This is a genomic window from Pseudomonas sp. 3A(2025) (assembly GCF_054589175.1).
On sequence record NZ_BAAILM010000031.1, the window covers coordinates 34,380 to 54,541 of the forward strand.

Sequence of the window (20,162 nt, forward strand, 5' to 3'; positions counted from 1 at the left end):
CCAGCACATCGCAGGGCGCACCGTGCAACACATCGTTGGCAGTCGAACCCAACAGCAGCGCCAGGCCATGGCGGCCGTGGCTGCCGACCACGATCAGGTCGCAGTTCTGCTTCTTGGCCAGTTCGTGGATTTCCTGACGCGGTTGGCCGTAGACCAGATGGCTTTCGCCGGCCTGGATCTGCGGGTACTTGATTTTGATTTTCTCGAGCTTTTCCTTGGCCTGGTCGATCTGCTGCTGTTGCAGTTGCGACAGGTCCATCGGTACATCGCCGCCGAATGCCATGGCCATCGGCTCGACGATATGCACGGTCGACAGCTTGGCGTCGCTGGCCAGGGCAATCTCGCGAGCGCGACGGATCACCGGATCGCACTCATCGGTGAGGTCAATGGCGACCAGAATGTGTTGATACGGCATGAGGGTATCCTCCGGAACATTGCATGAGACCAGTATGACCCTTTCGCGCCCTTCTGGGCAGGCCGTTGTGGGCCGGCGTTTTAATGATTTTTGTAGTGGCTGTTTTTGTAGTGCCTGGGTAAGGCGGGGGCAAGAAATATGACGGGCTGGATCATTCTGTCAATCATTTGTGTGATGTTGAGCCCTTTGGTGTGGATGATGCCCTCGCGTCGGCAGAGCGGCAGAATGGCTCTGCGCCTTGAAGCACGGCGCCTGGGGCTGGGCATGCAGTTGAGTCGCGAGGAGTGGCCGCACTGGCTGTTGCGCGAGCCGCCGGGCTCCTGCGCGCAGTACCATCGCCCGCGTTCCGAGGGGCAGACGGTCTGCTGGGCCTACTGGCAGACAGAGCCTGGGGCGTGGGTCAACCGTTGGCGCGAGCCCTGCGTGGACGAACGGTTGATGAACCATTTCAGGGCGTTGCCAGCGGATGTCTACAAGGTCGAGGCCGACACGCAAATGGTCGCCCTGTACTGGGGGGAGCGTGGCGATGAAGAAGTGTTGCGCAATATTAACGAGGCGCTCAAGGCGCTATCGGTCTGAACGACGCGCATAAAAAAGCCCGATAACAACATCGGGCTTGGGGTGTGGCCAGGCAGGCCGGTAATTCCATGGGGTTTGACGGTGCAATGCCGTAAAACCGAAAATTTTCATGCTTGAAGCAATGGGCAGAACTCTAGCTGCTTTGCTCTTTTTTGTCGCTTTTTTTCTTCAATATTTCTGTTTGTGATCCGCCACGGTGCACGGCAGCGGACGTACTTTGACCCATACTTTGCATTGTCGTCGCAATCTGTGGCGCGGGTTTGAGCCTGCGCGTGCAGATTTTGCCGATAGAAAAGCGTCAGTGCCGACCCGGTTTCGCAGGTTTTTTCCGTGAATTGACAATTGTCCGGTTTTGGATGAAGGTGTGTGACCCAAATCAAACGGGCGTATGAAATGATCGTTTGGTGTCAGACGGCTCTGACAGAATCCTGACTACCACGTCGGCGGGTTTGCCTTTGATTTGGCGTGTTCATTGACGGCGACGTCGTAGTCTCGTCGGGCTTTCATGTCCGGCGTGTATTGTTCAGCTTCCATATCGTGGAGATCAGTTGATGATTTACGAAGGTAAAGCCATCACGCTTAAGGCTCTTGAAAGTGGCATCGTCGAATTGAATTTCGATCTCAAGGGTGAGTCCGTCAACAAGTTCAACCGCCTTACCCTCAACGAGTTGCGGCAGGCGGTCGACACTCTCAAGGCCGATGCGTCGGTCAAGGGCGTGATCGTTACCAGTGGCAAGGACGTGTTCATCGTCGGTGCCGACATCACCGAGTTCGTCGAGAACTTCAAGCTGCCCGATGCCGATCTGGTAGCCGGTAACCTGCAGGCCAATCGTATCTTCAGTGACTTTGAAGACCTTGAGGTGCCTACCGTCGTGGCAATCAACGGCATCGCCCTGGGTGGCGGTCTGGAGATGTGTCTGGCAGCGGATTATCGCGTCATGTCCAGTGCTGCGAAGATCGGCCTGCCCGAAGTCAAGCTGGGTATTTACCCCGGTTTTGGCGGTACGGTGCGCCTGCCACGCCTGATCGGTGCCGATAACGCCATCGAGTGGATTGCCTCCGGCAAGGAAAACGGCGCTGAAGATGCGCTGAAAGTCGGTGCGGTCGATGCCGTGGTCGAGCCCGGCAAGCTCCAGGCGGCCGCCCTTGACCTGGTCAAGCGTGCGATTGCCGGCGAGTTCGATCACAAGGCCAGGCGCCAGCCCAAGCTCGACAAGCTCAAACTCAATGCCATCGAACAGATGATGGCCTTCGAGACGGCCAAGGGTTTTGTTGCAGGCCAGGCGGGCCCGAACTATCCGGCCCCGGTCGAAGCGATCAAGACCATCCAGAAGGCGGCCAGCTTCGGTCGTGACAAGGCGCTGGAAGTGGAAGCTGCAGGTTTTGCCAAAATGGCCAAGACCTCGGCGGCACAAAGCCTGATCGGCCTGTTCCTCAACGATCAGGAGCTCAAGCGCAAGGCCAAGGCCTATGACGCCCAGGCGCGTGAAGTCAAACAGGCTGCCGTGCTCGGCGCCGGCATCATGGGCGGCGGCATTGCCTACCAGTCGGCGGTCAAGGGCACGCCGATCCTGATGAAGGATATCCGCGAAGAAGCCATTGAACTTGGTTTGAGCGAAGCGGCCAAGCTGCTTGGCAACCGCGTTGAAAAAGGTCGCCTGACCCCGGCCAAGATGGCCGAGGCGCTCAATACCATTCGTCCGACCCTGTCGTATGGCGATTTCGGCCATGTCGACCTGGTGGTCGAGGCGGTGGTGGAAAACCCCAAGGTCAAACAGGCCGTACTGGCCGAGGTTGAAGCGCAGGTGGGTGAAAACACCATTCTGGCGTCCAACACGTCGACGATTTCCATCAGCCTGCTGGCCCAGGCGCTCAAGCGCCCGGAAAATTTCGTCGGCATGCACTTCTTCAACCCGGTGCACATGATGCCGCTGGTCGAAGTCATTCGCGGTGAAAAATCCAGCGAAGAGGCGATCGCCACCACCGTTGCCTATGCCCGCAAAATGGGCAAGAACCCGATCGTCGTCAACGACTGCCCGGGCTTTCTGGTCAATCGCGTACTGTTCCCGTATTTCGGCGGCTTTGCCCGTCTGGTCAGTGCCGGTGTGGATTTTGTGCGCATCGACAAGGTCATGGAAAAATTCGGCTGGCCGATGGGCCCGGCCTACCTGATGGACGTGGTCGGCATCGACACTGGCCACCATGGCCGCGATGTCATGGCCGAAGGTTTCCCGGACCGCATGAAGGACGATCGTCGCTCGGCCATCGATGCCCTTTACGAGGCCAAGCGCCTGGGGCAGAAGAACGGCAAGGGCTTCTACGCCTACGAAACCGACAAGAAGGGCAAGCCGAAAAAGGTCACCGATGCCACCGTACTCGATGTCCTCAAGCCGGTCATCTACGAGCAGCGTGAGCTGAGCGACGATGACATCATCAACTGGATGATGATTCCGCTGTGCCTGGAGACCGTACGCTGCCTTGAAGACGGCATCGTCGAAACGGCTGCCGAGGCCGACATGGGCCTGATCTACGGTATCGGTTTCCCTCCGTTCCGTGGTGGTGCGCTGCGCTACATCGATTCCGTCGGCGTTGCCGAATTCGTCGCCCTGGCCGATCGCTATGCCGAGCTGGGTGCCCTGTATGAACCGACCGCGAAGCTGCGTGAAATGGCCCGTAACGGCCAGAGCTTCTTCGGCGCCAAGGAGTGAACCTATGAGCCTGAATCCGAGAGACGTGGTGATTGTCGACTTCGGTCGCACGCCCATGGGCCGCTCCAAAGGCGGCATGCACCGCAACACCCGCGCCGAAGACATGTCGGCGCACCTGATCAGCAAGCTGCTGGAGCGTAACGCCAAGGTCGATCCGGGCGAAGTCGAGGACGTGATCTGGGGCTGCGTCAACCAGACCCTGGAGCAGGGCTGGAACATCGCCCGCATGGCGTCCTTGCTGACCCAGATCCCGCATACGGCTGCTGCACAGACCGTCAGCCGCCTGTGCGGCTCGTCGATGAGTGCACTGCACACCGCAGCGCAAGCGATCATGACCGGCAACGGCGACGTGTTCGTGGTCGGCGGCGTCGAGCACATGGGCCATGTCGGCATGATGCACGGCGTCGACCCCAACCCGCACCTGTCGCTGCATGCTGCCAAGGCCTCGGGCATGATGGGCCTGACCGCCGAGCTGCTGGGCAAGATGCACGGCATTACCCGCGAACAACAGGATGCCTTCGCCCTGCGTTCTCATCAGTTGGCCCACAAGGCCACTGTCGAGGGGCGCTTCAAGGACGAGATCATCCCGATGCAGGGCTATGACGAAGACGGTTTCCTCAAGATGTTCCACGAGGACGAAACCATTCGTCCGGATACCACCCTTGAAGGCCTCGCTGCGCTCAAGCCGGCGTTCAACCCCAAGGGCGGCACCGTCACTGCCGGCACCAGTTCGCAGATCACCGACGGTGCCTCGTGCATGATCGTGATGTCTGCCCAGCGCGCCAAAGACCTGGGTCTTGAGCCGTTGGCGGTCATCCGCTCGATGGCGGTGGCAGGTGTCGATCCGGCCATCATGGGCTATGGTCCAGTACCGGCGACGCAAAAAGCCCTCAAGCGCGCCGGTCTGTCGGTGGCCGATATCGACTATTTCGAGCTTAACGAAGCCTTTGCTGCACAGGCCCTGCCAGTGCTCAAGGACCTGAAGGTGCTCGACAAGATGAACGAGAAGGTTAACCTGCACGGCGGCGCCATTGCTCTGGGGCATCCTTTCGGTTGCTCCGGTGCGCGGATCTCGGGCACGTTGCTCAATGTCATGAAGCAGCGTGAGGGCCGTCTGGGCGTGGCGACCATGTGTATCGGTCTGGGACAAGGTATCTCTACAGTGTTCGAACGCGTCTGATTTTTACGTGTCCGACACCGGCCGGGGCCTTGTGCCCCGGCTTTTGTATTTTCCAGAGACTGTATTTTCCGGATACGTTTTTTCAGGGGCGTGTATGCCCCGTTTTTCAAGGACAGCACCATGCAGTTGCAACCAGGTCTTTATCGCCACTACAAAGGCCCCGAATACCGGGTGTTCAGCGTTGCACGCCATTCGGAGACGGAGGAGTACGTGGTTTTCTACCAGGCGTTGTACGGTGACTACGGCATGTGGGTAAGGCCGCTGACAATGTTTGAAGAGACAGTCGAGGTTGACGGCAAGCCTGTGCCGCGCTTTGCTTTGGTCCAGGCCGAGGAAAGTCTTTTCTCGAGGCCGTGAGTCAAAAGGGCGCATGAGGCTGTCTTGAAAGTCGCCATTTTATGGGCGTAAAGCGCGAGCCAAGGCTGGTTTTGTGCATCAGGTGATCGACCCGGCAACGCTTTTGCGGCACAGTCCCGTGCTTGACCTCACCTTGTAGCCACTATATATAGCGGTGCCTTTACAGGTTCGCGTCTGTATTTCATTTTTCGTTTTTCAGGAATTTACTGATCCATGGGCAAATCGCTGGTCATCGTGGAATCCCCGGCTAAGGCCAAGACCATCAACAAGTATTTGGGCAACCAGTACGTGGTGAAGTCGAGTATCGGCCATATCCGTGACTTGCCCACCAGCGGTTCGGCCAGTGCCAGCAAAGAGCCGGCTGCCAAGCGTGGCAAGGCTGCTGCAGGCGATGCGCCGGCCCTGAGTCCGAAGGAAAAGGCCCGCCGTCAACTGGTGGCGCGCATGGGCGTCGACCCGGATCAGGGCTGGAAAGCCCAGTACGAGATCCTGCCGGGCAAGGAAAAGGTCATCGAAGAGCTGCGCAAGCTGGCCAAGGATGCCGACACCATCTACCTGGCAACGGACTTGGACCGCGAAGGGGAAGCCATTGCCTGGCACCTGCGCGAAGCCATCGGCGGCGACGACGATCGCTTCAAGCGCGTGGTCTTCAACGAGATCACCAAGAAAGCCATTCAGGAAGCCTTCTCCCAGCCGGGCGAGCTGGACATTGACCGCGTCAATGCCCAGCAGGCACGTCGCTTCCTCGACCGCGTCGTGGGTTACATGGTCTCGCCGCTGTTGTGGCAAAAAGTTGCCCGTGGCCTGTCTGCCGGTCGCGTACAGTCGGTCGCCGTGAAGCTGGTGGTCGAGCGTGAGCGTGAGATTCGTGCGTTCAATCCTGAAGAATACTGGGAAGTGCACGCCAATCTCGGCACCGCCAAAGGTGCCCAGGTGCGCTTCGAGGTTGCCCGCCACAAGGGTGAAGCGTTCAAGCCGCTGAATGAAGCCCAGGCCACTGCCGCGCTCGCCGCCCTCAAGGCCTCCAGCTACAGCATCGTCAAGCGTGAAGACAAGCCGACCAGCAGCAAGCCGTCGGCGCCGTTCATCACCTCGACCCTGCAGCAGGCTGCGAGCAACCGTCTGGGGTTCGGCGTGAAGAAGACCATGATGATGGCCCAGCGTCTGTACGAGGCCGGCTACATCACGTACATGCGTACCGACTCGACCAACCTGTCGGCCGATGCGGTCGAGATGGCGCGCAGCTTCATCCAGAGTGAATTCGGCAAGAAGTACCTGCCCGAGGCGCCGATCGTCTACAGCAGCAAAGAAGGCGCTCAGGAGGCGCACGAGGCGATCCGCCCTTCGGATGTCAATACCCATCCGAGCAAGCTGACCGGCATGGAGCGCGACGCAGAGCGCCTCTACGAGTTGATCTGGCGCCAGTTCGTGGCCTGCCAGATGCCACCGGCGCAGTACCTGTCGACCACGGTCAGCGTCAGTGCCAGCGATTACGAGCTGCGCGCCAAGGGCCGCATCCTCAAGTTCGACGGTTACACCAAGGTGCTGCCGCAGATCGCCAAACCGGGCGACGACAGCGTGCTGCCCGACATGGCCGAGGGCGAAGCGCTTGAGCTGCTGGCGCTGGAGCCAAGCCAGCATTTCACCAAGCCGCCTGCACGCTTCTCCGAAGCCAGCCTGGTCAAAGAGATGGAAAAGCGCGGTATCGGTCGTCCTTCGACCTATGCGGCGATCATTTCCACGATCCAGGACCGTGGCTATGTTGCCTTGCATAACCGCCGTTTCTATTCAGAGAAAATGGGCGACATCGTTACCGAGCGCCTGGCCGAGAGTTTCTCCAACCTGATGGACTACGGCTTCACTGCCGGCATGGAAGAGAACCTCGACGATGTGGCGCAAGGCGAGCGCGACTGGAAAAATGTGCTGGACGAGTTCTACGGTGATTTCCGCAAAAAGCTCGAAGTCGCCGAAGCGGCTGAAGGCGGCATGCGCGCCAACCAGCCGGTCATGACCGATATTCCGTGCAAGACCTGCGGGCGTCCGATGCAGATCCGTACAGCGTCTACCGGCGTGTTCCTCGGCTGCTCGGGCTACAGCCTGCCGCCCAAGGAGCGCTGCAAGGCGACCATCAACCTCACGCCCGGCGACGAAATTGCCGAGGACGACGAGGGCGAATCGGAATCTCGTGTACTGCGTGGCAAGCATCGCTGCCCGATCTGCAGCACGGCGATGGACGCTTACCTGCTCGATGAAAAGCACAAGCTGCACATCTGTGGTAATAACCCCGATTGCACCGGCTACGAGATCGAAGAGGGCACTTATCGCATCAAGGGCTACGAAGGTCCGAGCCTTGAATGCGACAAGTGCGGCAGCGAGATGCAGCTCAAGACCGGCCGGTTCGGCAAGTTCTTCGGTTGCACCAATCCTGACTGCAAGAACACCCGCAAGTTGCTCAAGAGCGGTGAGGCGGCCCCGCCGAAAATGGACCCGGTGAAGATGCCGGAGCTCAAGTGCGAAAAGGTCGATGACACCTACATCCTGCGCGACGGTGCCTCCGGGTTGTTCCTGGCTGCCAGCCAGTTTCCGAAAAACCGTGAAACCCGCGCACCGCTGGTAATCGAGCTGCAGCCGCACCGTGAAGAGATCGATCCCAAGTACCACTTCCTGTGCGATGCACCGGCAAAGGACGCCGAAGGCCGTCCGGCGGTTGTGCGTTACAGCCGCAAGACCAAAGAGCAATATGTGCAGACCGAGGTAGAAGGCAAACCCACTGGCTGGCGTGCGTTCTACGACGGCAAGGCGTGGAAGGTCGAAGACAAGCGTTGATCGGCTCAGCCCTTGCCTGAGGGTTCAGGCAGGGGCCTGGTCAGTGCCGGTCATTTGTGACTCAGGGGAGGTAGCAGCATGGCTCAAGAGCGTTACACCCGTACCAACCAGAAAATCTACTTCGCGGGCCTGGCCCTCGAAGCATTGGGCAAGGCCGAACAAGGTCAGGCCATCAATGCCCAGGCGCAAGTCCAGGCAGGTCGTGAGGCGGTGCTGTTTCATTTATATGGTGCGCTGCTGGGTTTGTGCCATGAAATCGCCGGTTACTATCGCTTGCCCCAGGCCAATGCGCCGCGTGCCGAGCAGTTGCTGACCCCGCAGGTGCTGGAAAGCGTGGCAATTCCTGAGCTGGGCGAGCTGATAGAGCTGGCGCAGAACTCCCACACCTGGGTAGCCCGGTTATTGGCGGCCTATGGTGCGTTGTTCGAGCCGCCACGCGAAGTTGCCAAGCCCAAGGGTGATGTCACTCAGCCGATGATCGTGGCGGTCAATCTGGACCATGAGCCTGAGCCGGAACTGAGTCGTGACGAGCTGGAAAGCTGGCGACAATCGCTTAAATTACTGGCCGTGCGGTTTCGCGAAGGCCTGAACGAGTTCTGAAGGGCGCCTCTAAAAACTACCTGCGTTGCCATCGCTGCGTTAAAAACAGGCTCGGAATGCTCATTTACAACCTGTAGACTCCGCTTCCTCGCCTGTTTTTGCCTTGCGCTGACTGCCTCGCCAACGTTTTTAGAGGCACCCTGAAACCTGTGATGTAAGCGACGGTGCGGACTGTTACACTGTCCGCCTTTCGCGGAGTATTTGTACTGATGCCTACTTCTTTTCTTGAAATTGTCGAACTTCCTGATGGCCGCATCGAGCTGCGCCGCGCCGATGACGAAGGTTCACTGGTCACTCTGAATTTTTCCGAGGACGCCAAGGTCTTCTTGCAAGGTCAGCATGTGGAAGTCGCCAAGGCCATGTTGAGCGTAGGCGTGCAGATGGCAGGACGCCTCGCAGAAGGCGTGCTGGAGAAAGAAGAAGATGGGCCTCGCGTTCTGCATTGAGACCCTGCTTCATCATCTTCAGCCCAATCGGATATTCAGGCTCTGCGCATCACCGATGCGTGCGGCAGCCGTCAATTGCTGACGTGCCGCCGGGCTGAGTGGATTGAACCAGCTCACCACCGTGTGGCTGTGCCCCAGGCGCAAGACTTCGCGGGCCAGTTGCAACGTGCTCTGGTTGCCACTGGGCTGCAACAACAGAATCCGCTCTCGATTCAATCCTGCATCGCGCAGCCAGGCTTGGGTCAGGCTGGCCGGCGGTGCGACCAGAGTCAGCCAGCGTGCGTTTGGCTCCTGGCTCAATTCCCTGAGCACCGGTGCCAACAGATTCAGGCAGTTCCCGGCCGCACCACGCAACGATAATTCGCTGAATACTTCCTGGGCAGGCTCCTGGAGCGCTACCGGCAACTGCTGAAAGGGCGTTGGCATAGGCTGCGCCAGGAACGCCTCGAACAGGTGTAATTGGGTATTGGGGGCCGATTGGAACTGCATGGTGATGTTCTCCCTTAGCGGCGAATCACGCCGACGCTCAAGCCTTCGATGACCAGCTCCTGCTCTTTGAGGTCGATTTCGATAGGGGCGAAATCGGGGTTCTCGGCAATCAGCCAGACCTTGCTGCCTTCACGCTTGAAGCGCTTGACCGTGACTTCATCACCGATACGTGCAACGACAATCTGCCCGTTACGCGCTTCACGTGTGGTGTGCACGGCCAGCAGATCGCCGTCGAGAATGCCGACGTTCTTCATGCTCATGCCGTGGACACGCAGCAGGTAATTGGCGCTGGGGTGGAAAAAGGCCGGGTTGATGTTGCACGACTCTTCAATGTGCTGCTGGGCGAGGATAGGTGCGCCCGCAGCGACCCGGCCGATGACCGGCAGGCTGTTGTTGTCGTCGGAGCGGGCTTCGAAGCCTGGGATGCGTATACCCCGTGAAGCACCGGGAGTCATCTCGATGGCCCCCTTGCGAGCCAGTGCCTTGAGATGCTCTTCGGCGGCGTTGGGTGACTTGAAGCCCAGCTTCTGGGCGATTTCCGCACGGGTAGGCGGGTAGCCGTTGTCTTCGAGGCATTGCTTGATGAAGCCCAGGATTTCGGCCTGGCGTGGCGTCAGTTTGATCATGATGGGCGCTCTGGATTCTTGTACAGTGACTGGGATTATATACAGTGAAGGCGTCTTGGCAATCATCCTGTTTATTTTTTCGCCAGATGGCCGTCTATATAACGTGCGGCAACACGCTGGTCGGACCCGCTTGAATACGTGACTGTTCGGCCACAAAATGAACCGCTTACTTGACAACCTACCTCCCTGAAACGTATGTTTCAAACGATTGTTTTGTCAGGCAGAGAGCCATGGCCCAGTCGGAAACCGTTGAACGTATTCTTGATGCTGCCGAGCAATTGTTTGCCGAGCGCGGCTTTGCCGAGACTTCGCTGCGGCTGATCACCAGCAAGGCGTCGGTCAACCTGGCGGCCGTGAACTACCATTTCGGCTCCAAGAAGGCTCTGATTCAGGCCGTGTTCTCGCGTTTTCTCGGGCCATTCTGTGCCAGTCTCGACCGTGAGCTGGAGCGCCGCCAGACCCGCCCCGAGCACAAACCGAGCCTTGAAGAACTACTCGAAATCCTCGTCGAGCAGGCCATGGCCGTGCAGCCGCGCAGCGGTAACGACCTTTCGATCTTCATGCGTCTGCTGGGCCTGGCCTTCAGTCAGAGTCAGGGGCACCTGCGCCGCTATATGGAAGACACCTACGGCAAGGTATTTCGTCGCTACATGGTGCTGGTCAATGAGGCCGCGCCGCGAATCCCGCCCATCGAGCTATTCTGGCGTGTGCACTTCATGCTCGGCGCTGCCGCGTTCAGCATGTCGGGTATCAAGGCGTTGCGCGCCATTGCCGAAAACGATTTTGGCGTACACACCTCGATCGAGCAGGTCATGCGCCTGATGGTGCCGTTCCTGGCAGCCGGCATGCGTGCCGACAGCGGGCTGACCGATTCGACGATGATCGCCGCCCAGCTCAAGCCGCGCCTCAAGTCCACTATCGCCGCTACCAGCTCGGCAGGCGCCGCCAAGGCCTGAGCGCCTGCATTGCGCCAGGCCTCAGGATCAAGCACCATGCCGCCCTGATCCACGGCAATGGTATGAAGGTTTCTTATGAGTTCTGGCCTGCAAGGCTCCTTGATGGTCGACGTCGCCGGTACCTGGCTGACCGCTGAAGACCGCAATTTCCTGCGCCATCCCGAAGTGGGTGGCCTGATTATCTTTGCACGCAATATCGAGCACCCGCGTCAGGTGCGTGAGCTGTGTGCGTCGATTCGTGCGATTCGTCCCGACCTGCTGCTGGCGGTCGATCAGGAGGGCGGGCGCGTGCAGCGCTTGCGCCAGGGCTTCACCCGCTTGCCGGCGATGCGCTCGATTGCCGAGTGCCCTGAAGCGCCAGCACTGGCCCGCCATTGCGGCTGGCTGATGGCGGCCGAAGTGCTGGCGGTGGGCCTGGACCTGAGCTTTGCTCCGGTGCTGGACCTTGACCACCAGCGCAGTGCAGTGGTCGGCACCCGTGCCTTCGAAGGCGACCCGGAGCGTGCCGCGCAATTGGCCGGTGCGTTTATCCAGGGCATGAACGAGGCGGGCATGGCGGCTACCGGCAAGCACTTTCCGGGGCACGGTTGGGCCGAAGCCGATTCACACGTGGCCATCCCTACCGACGAGCGTACGCTTGAGAGCATTCGTGCCCAGGACCTGGTGCCTTTCGCCCGCCTGAGCCAGCAACTGGCGGCGGTGATGCCGGCGCATGTCATTTACCCGCAGGTCGACGCTCAGCCGGCCGGCTTCTCGCGGCGCTGGTTGCAAGACATTCTGCGCGGCGAGTTGCAGTTCGATGGGGTTATTTTCAGCGATGACCTTTCCATGGCCGGTGCCCATGTGGTCGGCGATGCAGCCAGTCGCATTGAAGCGGCGCTCGGCGCCGGGTGCGACATGGGGCTGGTGTGCAACGACCGCGGTGCCGCAGAGCTGGCTCTGGGCGCCGCACAACGCTTGAAGGTAAAGCCGTCGCCACGCTTGGCGCGCATGCGCGGCCAAGCCCATGCCGCCACCGATTACCGTCAGCAGCCGCGCTGGCTGGAGGCGCTGCAGGCCTTGCGCGCAGCGCAGTTGATCGACTGATCCGGCTTAAAGAATCCGGTACAGCAATCGCTCAATGCGTACCCGACTGACCCGACGCAGGAATTTGTGCACACCTTCAGGGTAATCGGCCAGGGTCTGCAACTCTTCGAAGTTGCCGACCCGCTGAGTGTGTTGCATCAGTTGGGCAATTTCTGCTGTGCGGGTTTCGCTCCATTTGCCCTGCGGGTCGTCGATGAGCAGGGCATTTTCCAGATCAAGGTTGAATGCTCGCGGGTTGAGGTTATTGCCGGTCAGCAAGGTGTAGCGCTGATCGATCCACAGGCCCTTGAGGTGGAAGGTGTTGTCGCCGTCTTTCCACAGGTGCACGTTCAGGCGCTGGCGAGCGATGGCGGCCTGATGCTTGCGGGCAAAGCGACGCAGGCTGATCTCGTACAGGTATGGCAGTGCCGAAATGACCTTGAACGGCTCTTGCGGTGGAATGAAAAAGTCGTTGGCAGTCTTGTCGCCAATAATGATATCGACCTTGACCCCACGCTTGAGCGCCCGATTGATTTCGCGCGTCACGGCCACTGGCAGGTTGAAATACGGGGTGCAGATCGTCAGCTGGCTTTCGCTGCTGGCAATCAGTTCGCAGATCGTGCGGTTGAGGGTATTGCGCGGTCCGACCCCCAGCAGCGGGGTGATGCGCAGTTCGCCATTGTCGGCAACGCCCGTTGAGGTGTCATAGGCCGCCCGCTTGAGCTGCCCGCGAAACGCACGAATCTCGCCGCGCAGGCTGCGCGAACTGGGTGGTTGCGGCAGGTCGAGGCGGTGTACGGCAGGCGAGTCGATGATTTCGCGCTGCACCAGATCGACAAAGCTGTCGGCCAGTGCCGGACTGTGGATCAGGTGGTAGCGATCAAGCCGGTACTTGTCCTGTTTGTGCAAATAGACATTGTTGATGCTCGCGCCGGTGTACAGCACGTTGTCGTCGATCACGCTGCCCTTGAGGTGCAGCACGCCGAACAGCTCGCGGGTTTGCACCGGCACGCCATAGATCGGCACCTCTTGCTCGTATTCCAGATGCTGCGCTTGATACCAGGCACTGTTGCCAGGCTGGCGGCCAGCGCCGATCAGCCCGCGCTGGGCGCGAAACCAGTCGACCAGTACGCGGATATCCAGGTGCGGGCGCGCCTGTTTGGCCGCATACAGGGCATCGAGCACTTCCTGCCCGGCTTCATCCTGTTGCAGGTACAGGGCGATGATATAGATGCGCCGGGTGGCCGAGGCGATCTGCTCCAGCAGGCGTTGACGGTAGTTGGCGGCGTCAGGGATCAGGGTGATTGCCTGGTCTTGCAAGACAAAACCGCGAAGCGTGTCCAGGGTCGAGCGTCTGAAGGGGGACTGCATAAGCCTCTCGTGGGGTGTGCGCAACAGCTTGCGAGCTTACACCAGATTGGGCACCACAACAGGTGCCCGCCCATGTTCAATAACCGTGGCGCTTGAGAAGCGCGTCACTGCCTTCGCCGCCAGGGCGCTGGTAGAAGTGCAGCAGCTCGGCCGGTCGGTTGGTGAAGAAGCCGTCGACATCGGCGTCGCCAATGGTCTTGAAGTCCACCGCATCGTCCACGGTATAAGGATGAATGATCAAGCCTTGTTCATGCGTCAGGCGGTTCATCCACGGTTTGACCAGGTCTGCATAGCTTTGACTGCCGCCTTGGGCAAGCCGCGCAGAAGGGCCGGTGCCGATGGCGCCGTTGGCCTTGGCCCAGTCGATCCAGGCCTTGAAGTCGGCCTCGGACCTGACCTCCTGGGCGCCATAGTAACTGGCCCTGTCCTTGAACCCCGAGTCCTTGAACTCGACGTCGGACTTGGGGGGGATCGAGCCCTTGCCAATCCACAGCAGCAATACTTTGGGCACCTGCGGCATTTCCTTGTGCAGCAATTGCAGGCTGTTTTTCTCGAACGTTTGCAACACCACCCGGCCTGGCAGGTGCGCGACATTGACCTTGCCGGCTGCCGCCGCAGGTCGTTCGCTGAGCCAGCCGCGTTTATCCAGTGCCTTTTTCAGGTCGGCCTCGATGCCCGGAAACTGGCCGGGCGCCTTGGTTTCGATGTACAGCCCGGGCTTGTTCGCGCCGCCCTCGGCGATGTCGATCACCTCATCCAGGGTCAGGATCTTCAAGCCGGCGTAACCGTTGCGAGCGCGCTCCGGGTAAGCCTTGTTGAACCAACTGCCGGCGTCGAGCTGTTTGAGTTCGGCCAGGGTAAAGCGGTTGACCGGCTCATCGGCGCGAGTGGCAAATACCTCGGCAACGTTGGTGGTGCGTCGCAGGTTGTCGTCGTGCAGGGCGATCAATACGCCGTCCTTGGTACGCTGCAGGTCCAGCTCAAGATAGTCGGCGCCCAGATCGCGGGCCAACACATAGGCCGGCACGGTTTCTTCGGGAGCGTCGAACGATGCACCCCGATGCGCAATCACTGCAGGCCACGGGATGCCGGCTTTTTCACTCAAGGCCTTGCCGGTCGGCTCGCTGGCAATGGCAGGGTTGGCGGCCAGCATCAGGCCGGCCAGGACCGGTGTAAGCAGGTGCCTAGCCAATGGCAAACTACGTGCTAAAAATCCATGCATATCCAGGTTTCCTTTCAGTGTAAAAATGATGCTATCCGGCAAGCGGTGATGGCCTGAAGCCTTCAATGCATGCAATAGTAGAACCATGATGGGCAGTATCGTGCCCGCTCAGTTTGTGTGGCAAATGAGTCGAGCGCGTGAACGTCCCACTTTCCCAGGTATGTCCTATGGAAAACAACGCTTGCCGGGCTCTGGAAGGTTTCGTCGATATGCTCATGGACGCGATCTGCGTAGTAGACACAGAGGGACGCTATGTCTACGTCAGCGCCGCGTGCGAGCGCATCTTCGGTTATACCCCCCAGGAACTGATTGGTACCCAAATGTTGCGTCTGGTTCATCCCGACGATCGCCAGCGCACAGTGGCGGCCGCGCGGGAAATAATGTCGGGCCAGCCCAAGCTGCATTTCGAGAACCGCTACCTGCACAAGAACGGTCAGGTGGTGCACATCATGTGGTCGGCGCGCTGGTCGGAGGTCGATCACTTGCGCATTGCCGTGGCCCGCGACATCACCGAATTGAAGCGCGCCGATAACTTGCGTGTGAGCCTGTTGCAGATTTCCGAAGCGGCCAATGGCTGTGATGAGCTGCCGTGCCTGTTTCAGCGTATCCATCAGGTGCTGGAGGCTCTGCTGCCGGCGCGCAACCTGTCGATTTCGTTGTATGGGCCGCGCCGCGATGTGTTGACGTTCGCCTATCACGTCGATGAGCAGGACGATCATTCCAGTGTTCAGGCGTTGGCTTATGAAGTGGTGCGCAGCGGTGAGCCGTCGTTGTCCGGTGCCGATCAAACGCCGGCCTGGCTGGGTGTTCCTTTGCAGACGGCCGGCGGCATCATCGGTGCACTGATGGTCAAGGGTACGCCTGAGAGTCCGGCCTACACCGCGCACGATCAGGCGCTGCTGCAGTTCGTTTCCGGTCAGGTGGCGGCAGCTATCGAGCGCAATCAGTTGCACGAGCGGCTGCAATCGATGGCGCGCTACGACCAGCTCACCGGCCTGGCCAACCGCATGCTGCTACAGGAGCGCCTGCAAGGCGCGGTCGAGCATGCGCAGCGCCATGGCGACAAACTGGCGGTGCTGTATCTGGACCTCGACAAGTTCAAGCAGGTCAACGATACCCTCGGCCATGCTGCCGGCGATGCACTGCTGCAAGAAGTCGCCAGGCGTCTCAAGGCCAGCGTGCGCAGCAGCGATACGGTGGCGCGTATCGGCGGCGACGAGTTTGTGGTGTTGCTGGAGCGGGTGCAGGCCGACACCGATGCCGCACGCGTGGCGCAGACCATTCAGAGCGCCCTGCAAGTGCCGATGCAACTGGAGGGGCGGCGCTGGACTATTTCTTCGAGCATCGGCATTGCCCGCTATCCGCAAGACGCCACTGACCTTGCGCAGTTGTTCCGCCATGCCGATCAGGCGATGTACCGCGCCAAGCGCCAAGGCTGATCAGCATCAGTGGTATTGTCGGCGTTTTCTCAGGGCATAAGGACAACTCCCCATGACAACGACAGTGCTGGTGCTGGTCGAAAACCTCAACGAATACCTGCCGATTCTGGAAGACAGCGGGTTTCGCTTGCTGCGCGCACCGACCGCCGCCCTGCGCGCCGACACCATCGCCCGGCATGCCGATGAGATCGAGGCGGTGGTGACCCGTGGGCCGTTGGGTTTCTTTGCCGAAGAAATGGACGCTTTGCCAAAGCTGCGCATTATCTGTGTCAGCGGTGCCGGTTATGAAAAGGTCGATGTTCCGGCCGCCGAAGCACGTGGTATCCAGGTCACCAATGGTGCCGGGGTCAATGCGCCGACCGTGGCCGACCATGCGTTGGCCTTGTTGCTGGCCGTGGTGCGCGACATCCCGCAAGCTGATGCCTCAGTGCGCCGCAGCGAGTGGCGCAAGGCAATGTGCCCGTCACTGGCCGGCAAACGCCTGGGCATTGTCGGTCTGGGTGCGGTGGGGCTGGCGATTGCCCGGCGCGCCGCGGCCTTCGATATCCGTATCGGCTACCACAACCGCCGCCCGCGCCAGGACTGCGAATACGCCTGGTACGCCTCGGTGCTGGAACTGGCCCGAGACTCCGATTTCCTGTTGCTGGCCACGCCGGGTGGCGCCGATACCCGGCATCTGGTCGATGCCGAAGTGCTCAAGGCGCTCGGGGCGCAGGGTTATGTGGTGAATATCGCCCGCGCCAGCGTGGTCGATACCGCGGCGCTGCTCGATGCCTTGCAGGCGCGCAGCATTGCCGGTGCGGCGCTGGATGTGTTCGATGACGAGCCCTCGGTGCCCGATGCCTTCAAGATCCTCGATAACGTGGTGCTGACCCCGCATGTCGCCGGGCTTTCGCCGGAGGCGTCGCATGACTCGGTGCGCCTGGTGGCCGACAACCTGCTGGCGTTGTTCGCAGGCTTGCCGGTGCTGACGCCGGTGTCGTCCCGTTAAATTGCAGTACTGGGCGGTGTTCGCACAAAACCGCCTTTATACAGTCATCTCCTGTTAAAGCCCGGTCAGCCGCTCCCGATAATAAAGGCATCTTCCCTCTGTGCTTCACAAGGATCTGCCATGCGCCTCAACCACATGAGCATCGCTACCCGGGCGTGCCTGAGTTTCGGTCTTATCGCTGCCCTGGTCGTATTTCTCGGCCTGTTCGGTATGCACAATGCTTCAAGTATCCGCAGTGCGCTGGTGCATACCGAAGAGGTCACCCTGGCTGGTAGCCGTTCGCTGGCGCAGATTCGCGATAACCAGTTGGGGATCCGGGTCATTACCCTGCGCATGATGCTCAATCGCGAACCTGCGGTGCTGACCCCGACCCTGGCGCGTCTTGAGGTGCTGATCGGGCAACTGGACACCTCGATGCAGAATTACCAGAAGGTCGTGACCGAGCAGGGCAAGCCCGCGTTCAACGACATGCTGACCACGCTGGGCAACTACCGGCGTCTGCTCGACGAATACCGCAACCTGTCCAGCCAGAACCGCCTGGACGAGATGCGCAACCTGCTCAATGGCGGCATTCAGGATGCCTCGAACAAGACCGGCGAGCTGTTTTCCGAGCTGCTGCGGATCAATATCGAAGAAAGCGCAGCGTCCAATACCCAGGCCACCGAGCGTTACGAGAGCACCCGGCTGTGGTCTGCGCTGGTGCTCGGCCTGGCATTGGTGCTGACCTGCGTGCTGGCCTGGGGTTTGATCCGCAGTATCGTCAGGCCGCTGCGTGAGGCCATCGATCTGGCCCGCGCGGTGGCCGACGGCGATCTCACCCATCGCTTGCAGGCGCAAGGCAAGGACGAGCCGGCGCAACTGATCGAAGCGCTGGCGCGTATGCAGCACAATCTGCGTGAGGCCTTGGGCCTGATCAACCAGACTGCCGTGCAATTGGGCCAGTCGAGCAATGACGTCGGCCAGATTACCCAGCGCAGCCTGAGCGAAACGGCGCAGCAGCACGACGAGATCGAACAGGCCGCCACGGCGGTCAACGAGATGACCGCCGCGGTGGAAGAGGTGGCCAGCAATGCGGTGTCCACCTCGCAGGTCTCCGATGACTCGCAACGCATTGCCGAGCGCGGCAATCGGCAGGTGCAGCACACCCTGTCGACTATTCGTACGCTGGGCGAGGGCATGCAGCAAGCGTCCACCAACATCGGCGAGCTGGCTCAGGAGTCGCAAAAAATCGGCAAGGTGCTGGATGTGATTCGTGCCATTGCCGAGCAGACCAACCTGCTGGCGCTCAATGCTGCCATCGAGGCGGCGCGGGCCGGTGATGCCGGGCGTGGCTTTGCGGTGGTTGCCGATGAAGTTCGGGCACTGGCCGGGCGCACCCAGGCCTCGACCCTGGAAATCGAGCAGATGGTCTCGACCATCCAGAACGGCACGCAGCAGGCCGTGCAAGCCATGCAGGGCGGCACTCGCCAGGTGGATGACACGCTGCAAAGTGCGCAAGCCACCGGCCAGGCGCTGGAAGAGATCAACCTGGCCATCGTCGCCATTCATGAGCGTAATCTGGTGATCGCCAGTGCCGCCGAAGAACAGGCCCAGGTGGCGCGTGAAATCGACCGCAATCTGGTCAATATTCGTGATCTGTCGGTGAAAACCTCCGAGGCGTCCAGCGAAACCGGGCGCTCGGTCAATGCCTTGCGCGGTACGGTGGGCGCTTTGCAAGAGATGCTGGGGCGTTTTCATTTATAAGCGGGAACCGCATTGCCTTAATCGGGTCTGAGGCGTGCCTCCCGGTTTGGCAACGGCAAAAACCCTTTGTTTATTCGGGTTTTTGCCGTAATTGTTCGATATTCAGGCCTGCGGTGGGTTGCCGAGTCTTGAAGGCGGCCTTAGACTGCCGCCCCTCGTGAATAGAGTGCGCGGCAGCGCCTGACAGCCAGGGCGCTTGAAACGCTCGCGGCAAGCACTCTCCTTACCGGCTAAATGCACGTTTTTTATTAGAGAAATCAATGACAAAGGAACAGTTGCTGGCCATGCCGGCCGATGACTACATGAACGCCGAGCAGCAAGCTTTCTTCGTCAAGCTGTTGCAGTCCATGAAAGTCGACATCCACGAGCGCATCGAGAAGAGCCGTATCGCTATCGAGAGCCTGGACACCCCGGCGGACCCTGCCGATGCAGCTTCCGTCGAAGAAGAGCGTCACTGGCTGGTGAATTCCATCGACCGTGACCAGCGCATGCTGCCACAACTGGAAATGGCCCTGACGCGCATTACCGAAGACAGCTTTGGCTGGTGCGACGACAGTGGCGAGCCTATCGGCCTCAAGCGCCTGCTGATCAGCCCGACCACCCGCTACTGCATCGAAGCGCAAGAGCGCCACGAGCAGATCGACCGGCACCAGCGCCAGGTCTGATTTTTGTAGAGCGCGTCAGGCGGTGTGCGGTACTCCGACCGGGAGGCAAGCAATTGCCTCCCGGTTTTGTTGTGCCTGAAATTTGTCGACGGTTGATGCCCGTGTACGGCCAATGGCTGATAGCAAATAGCTGCTAGCTGGCGTTAAATGCCCCTGATAAAAAAAATATCAGCAGGGGTTAGGGATCATGACCGACAGCGTATCGTCTGCAGGGAAGCTGGCAATGTCCGGCGCGCAGGCTTCAGTTTCATCTTTCATGCATTGGGTTGCGCTTGGCCAGAGCCTGGGCATCGGCTTGTTACTGGCCGCTGTCGCTCTGGCAGGTCTGGCGATCTGGCTGGCTGTGCCCTTGGCACTGGCGCTGATCTGGTGGCCGCGCCTGGCGGCGCGCAAGCCTGTGACCACTCCCCTCGAGGCGAATGACGGCGATATCTCGCAATTGACCCGCGACCTGTCGTTTACCACCAGCCATAACGCCTTGTCG

The 20,162-nt window shown here is 60.2% G+C and carries 18 protein-coding genes; 13 read left to right on the forward strand and 5 right to left on the reverse strand.

Annotated features, from left to right (window positions below; translation table 11 throughout):
• Positions 1–415: universal stress protein (locus tag ACYP2A_RS11385; RefSeq protein ID WP_459745096.1), on the reverse strand; the 415-nt coding region annotated here is incomplete at its 3' end.
• Positions 416–553: 138 nt separating this feature from the next.
• Between ACYP2A_RS11385 and ACYP2A_RS11390 the strand changes: the two genes are divergently transcribed.
• The 7 genes from ACYP2A_RS11390 (at position 554) to ACYP2A_RS11420 (ending at position 9,111) form a co-directional block, all read left to right on the forward strand.
• Positions 554–994, forward strand: a complete 441-nt coding sequence (locus tag ACYP2A_RS11390) for a hypothetical protein (RefSeq protein WP_459745097.1) — start codon at positions 554–556, stop codon at positions 992–994.
• A 551-nt stretch (positions 995–1,545) separates the two neighbouring features.
• Positions 1,546–3,702 (forward strand): fatty acid oxidation complex subunit alpha FadB, encoded by a 2,157-nt coding sequence (gene fadB / locus ACYP2A_RS11395; protein WP_459745098.1) that lies wholly within the window; start codon positions 1,546–1,548, stop codon positions 3,700–3,702.
• A 4-nt stretch (positions 3,703–3,706) separates the two neighbouring features.
• Complete coding sequence (gene fadA / locus ACYP2A_RS11400) at positions 3,707–4,882, forward strand: acetyl-CoA C-acyltransferase FadA (protein WP_459745099.1); 1,176 nt, start codon at positions 3,707–3,709, stop codon at positions 4,880–4,882.
• A 120-nt stretch (positions 4,883–5,002) separates the two neighbouring features.
• Positions 5,003–5,239 carry a DUF1653 domain-containing protein gene (locus tag ACYP2A_RS11405; protein ID WP_459745100.1) on the forward strand — a complete coding sequence of 79 codons (237 nt, stop codon included), beginning with the start codon at positions 5,003–5,005 and terminating at the stop codon, positions 5,237–5,239.
• A 213-nt stretch (positions 5,240–5,452) separates the two neighbouring features.
• On the forward strand, positions 5,453–8,065 hold the full coding sequence (gene topA / locus ACYP2A_RS11410) for a type I DNA topoisomerase (RefSeq protein ID WP_459745101.1): 2,613 nt from the start codon (positions 5,453–5,455) through the stop codon (positions 8,063–8,065).
• A 78-nt stretch (positions 8,066–8,143) separates the two neighbouring features.
• Positions 8,144–8,665, forward strand: a complete 522-nt coding sequence (locus ACYP2A_RS11415) for a DUF6586 family protein (protein WP_459745102.1) — start codon at positions 8,144–8,146, stop codon at positions 8,663–8,665.
• A gap of 209 nt (positions 8,666–8,874) precedes the next feature.
• Positions 8,875–9,111 carry a hypothetical protein gene (locus tag ACYP2A_RS11420; protein ID WP_459745103.1) on the forward strand — a complete coding sequence of 79 codons (237 nt, stop codon included), beginning with the start codon at positions 8,875–8,877 and terminating at the stop codon, positions 9,109–9,111.
• An 18-nt stretch (positions 9,112–9,129) separates the two neighbouring features.
• On the opposite strand, the gene sulA is transcribed toward ACYP2A_RS11420, so the two are convergent.
• Both sulA and lexA read right to left on the reverse strand, forming a co-directional pair.
• Complete coding sequence (gene sulA / locus ACYP2A_RS11425) at positions 9,130–9,600, reverse strand: SOS-induced cell division inhibitor SulA (protein WP_459745104.1); 471 nt, start codon at positions 9,598–9,600, stop codon at positions 9,130–9,132.
• 14 nt (positions 9,601–9,614) lie between these two features.
• The gene (gene lexA / locus ACYP2A_RS11430) at positions 9,615–10,226 is read right to left on the reverse strand and encodes a transcriptional repressor LexA (RefSeq protein ID WP_459745105.1); all 612 of its coding nucleotides are present in this window, start codon (positions 10,224–10,226) and stop codon (positions 9,615–9,617) included.
• Positions 10,227–10,456: 230 nt separating this feature from the next.
• On the opposite strand from lexA, the gene ACYP2A_RS11435 reads away from it, so the two are divergent.
• Positions 10,457–11,182: a TetR/AcrR family transcriptional regulator gene (locus tag ACYP2A_RS11435; protein WP_459745106.1), complete on the forward strand. Its 726-nt coding sequence runs from the start codon at positions 10,457–10,459 to the stop codon at positions 11,180–11,182.
• Positions 11,183–11,269: 87 nt separating this feature from the next.
• Positions 11,270–12,268, forward strand: coding sequence for a beta-N-acetylhexosaminidase (gene nagZ / locus ACYP2A_RS11440; RefSeq protein ID WP_459745252.1), 999 nt, complete (start codon positions 11,270–11,272; stop codon positions 12,266–12,268).
• Between the two features lie 6 nt (positions 12,269–12,274).
• On the opposite strand, the gene pssA is transcribed toward nagZ, so the two are convergent.
• Together pssA and ACYP2A_RS11450 are read right to left on the reverse strand one after the other, a co-directional pair.
• Positions 12,275–13,618, reverse strand: a complete 1,344-nt coding sequence (gene pssA, locus ACYP2A_RS11445; protein WP_459745107.1) for a CDP-diacylglycerol--serine O-phosphatidyltransferase — start codon at positions 13,616–13,618, stop codon at positions 12,275–12,277.
• A gap of 76 nt (positions 13,619–13,694) precedes the next feature.
• A complete protein-coding gene (locus ACYP2A_RS11450) occupies positions 13,695–14,840 on the reverse strand; it encodes a glycerophosphodiester phosphodiesterase (RefSeq protein WP_459745108.1) in 1,146 nt (381 codons plus the stop codon).
• A 167-nt stretch (positions 14,841–15,007) separates the two neighbouring features.
• On the opposite strand from ACYP2A_RS11450, the gene ACYP2A_RS11455 reads away from it, so the two are divergent.
• From ACYP2A_RS11455 to ACYP2A_RS11470, 4 genes are all read left to right on the forward strand, one after another.
• Positions 15,008–16,279 carry a diguanylate cyclase domain-containing protein gene (locus ACYP2A_RS11455; RefSeq protein ID WP_459745109.1) on the forward strand — a complete coding sequence of 424 codons (1,272 nt, stop codon included), beginning with the start codon at positions 15,008–15,010 and terminating at the stop codon, positions 16,277–16,279.
• A gap of 52 nt (positions 16,280–16,331) precedes the next feature.
• The gene (locus ACYP2A_RS11460) at positions 16,332–17,270 is read left to right on the forward strand and encodes a 2-hydroxyacid dehydrogenase (RefSeq protein ID WP_459745110.1); all 939 of its coding nucleotides are present in this window, start codon (positions 16,332–16,334) and stop codon (positions 17,268–17,270) included.
• Positions 17,271–17,390: 120 nt separating this feature from the next.
• On the forward strand, positions 17,391–19,013 hold the full coding sequence (locus tag ACYP2A_RS11465; protein ID WP_459745111.1) for a methyl-accepting chemotaxis protein: 1,623 nt from the start codon (positions 17,391–17,393) through the stop codon (positions 19,011–19,013).
• Between the two features lie 260 nt (positions 19,014–19,273).
• Complete coding sequence (locus ACYP2A_RS11470; RefSeq protein ID WP_459745112.1) at positions 19,274–19,678, forward strand: TraR/DksA family transcriptional regulator; 405 nt, start codon at positions 19,274–19,276, stop codon at positions 19,676–19,678.
• Positions 19,679–20,162 lie beyond the last annotated feature (484 nt).

Coding starts and splice junctions, on each gene's coding strand:
- ACYP2A_RS11415 (WP_459745102.1), top strand. CDS start 8,144: ATGGCTCAAGAGCGTTACACCCGTACCAACCAGAAAATCTACTTCGCG.
- ACYP2A_RS11470 (WP_459745112.1), top strand. CDS start 19,274: ATGACAAAGGAACAGTTGCTGGCCATGCCGGCCGATGACTACATGAAC.
- ACYP2A_RS11420 (WP_459745103.1), top strand. CDS start 8,875: ATGCCTACTTCTTTTCTTGAAATTGTCGAACTTCCTGATGGCCGCATC.
- ACYP2A_RS11450 (WP_459745108.1), bottom strand. CDS start 14,840: ATGCATGGATTTTTAGCACGTAGTTTGCCATTGGCTAGGCACCTGCTT.
- lexA (WP_459745105.1), bottom strand. CDS start 10,226: ATGATCAAACTGACGCCACGCCAGGCCGAAATCCTGGGCTTCATCAAG.
- ACYP2A_RS11405 (WP_459745100.1), top strand. CDS start 5,003: ATGCAGTTGCAACCAGGTCTTTATCGCCACTACAAAGGCCCCGAATAC.
- ACYP2A_RS11390 (WP_459745097.1), top strand. CDS start 554: ATGACGGGCTGGATCATTCTGTCAATCATTTGTGTGATGTTGAGCCCT.
- sulA (WP_459745104.1), bottom strand. CDS start 9,600: ATGCAGTTCCAATCGGCCCCCAATACCCAATTACACCTGTTCGAGGCG.
- ACYP2A_RS11455 (WP_459745109.1), top strand. CDS start 15,008: ATGGAAAACAACGCTTGCCGGGCTCTGGAAGGTTTCGTCGATATGCTC.
- pssA (WP_459745107.1), bottom strand. CDS start 13,618: ATGCAGTCCCCCTTCAGACGCTCGACCCTGGACACGCTTCGCGGTTTT.
- ACYP2A_RS11465 (WP_459745111.1), top strand. CDS start 17,391: ATGCGCCTCAACCACATGAGCATCGCTACCCGGGCGTGCCTGAGTTTC.
- ACYP2A_RS11460 (WP_459745110.1), top strand. CDS start 16,332: ATGACAACGACAGTGCTGGTGCTGGTCGAAAACCTCAACGAATACCTG.
- fadA (WP_459745099.1), top strand. CDS start 3,707: ATGAGCCTGAATCCGAGAGACGTGGTGATTGTCGACTTCGGTCGCACG.
- ACYP2A_RS11435 (WP_459745106.1), top strand. CDS start 10,457: ATGGCCCAGTCGGAAACCGTTGAACGTATTCTTGATGCTGCCGAGCAA.
- fadB (WP_459745098.1), top strand. CDS start 1,546: ATGATTTACGAAGGTAAAGCCATCACGCTTAAGGCTCTTGAAAGTGGC.
- topA (WP_459745101.1), top strand. CDS start 5,453: ATGGGCAAATCGCTGGTCATCGTGGAATCCCCGGCTAAGGCCAAGACC.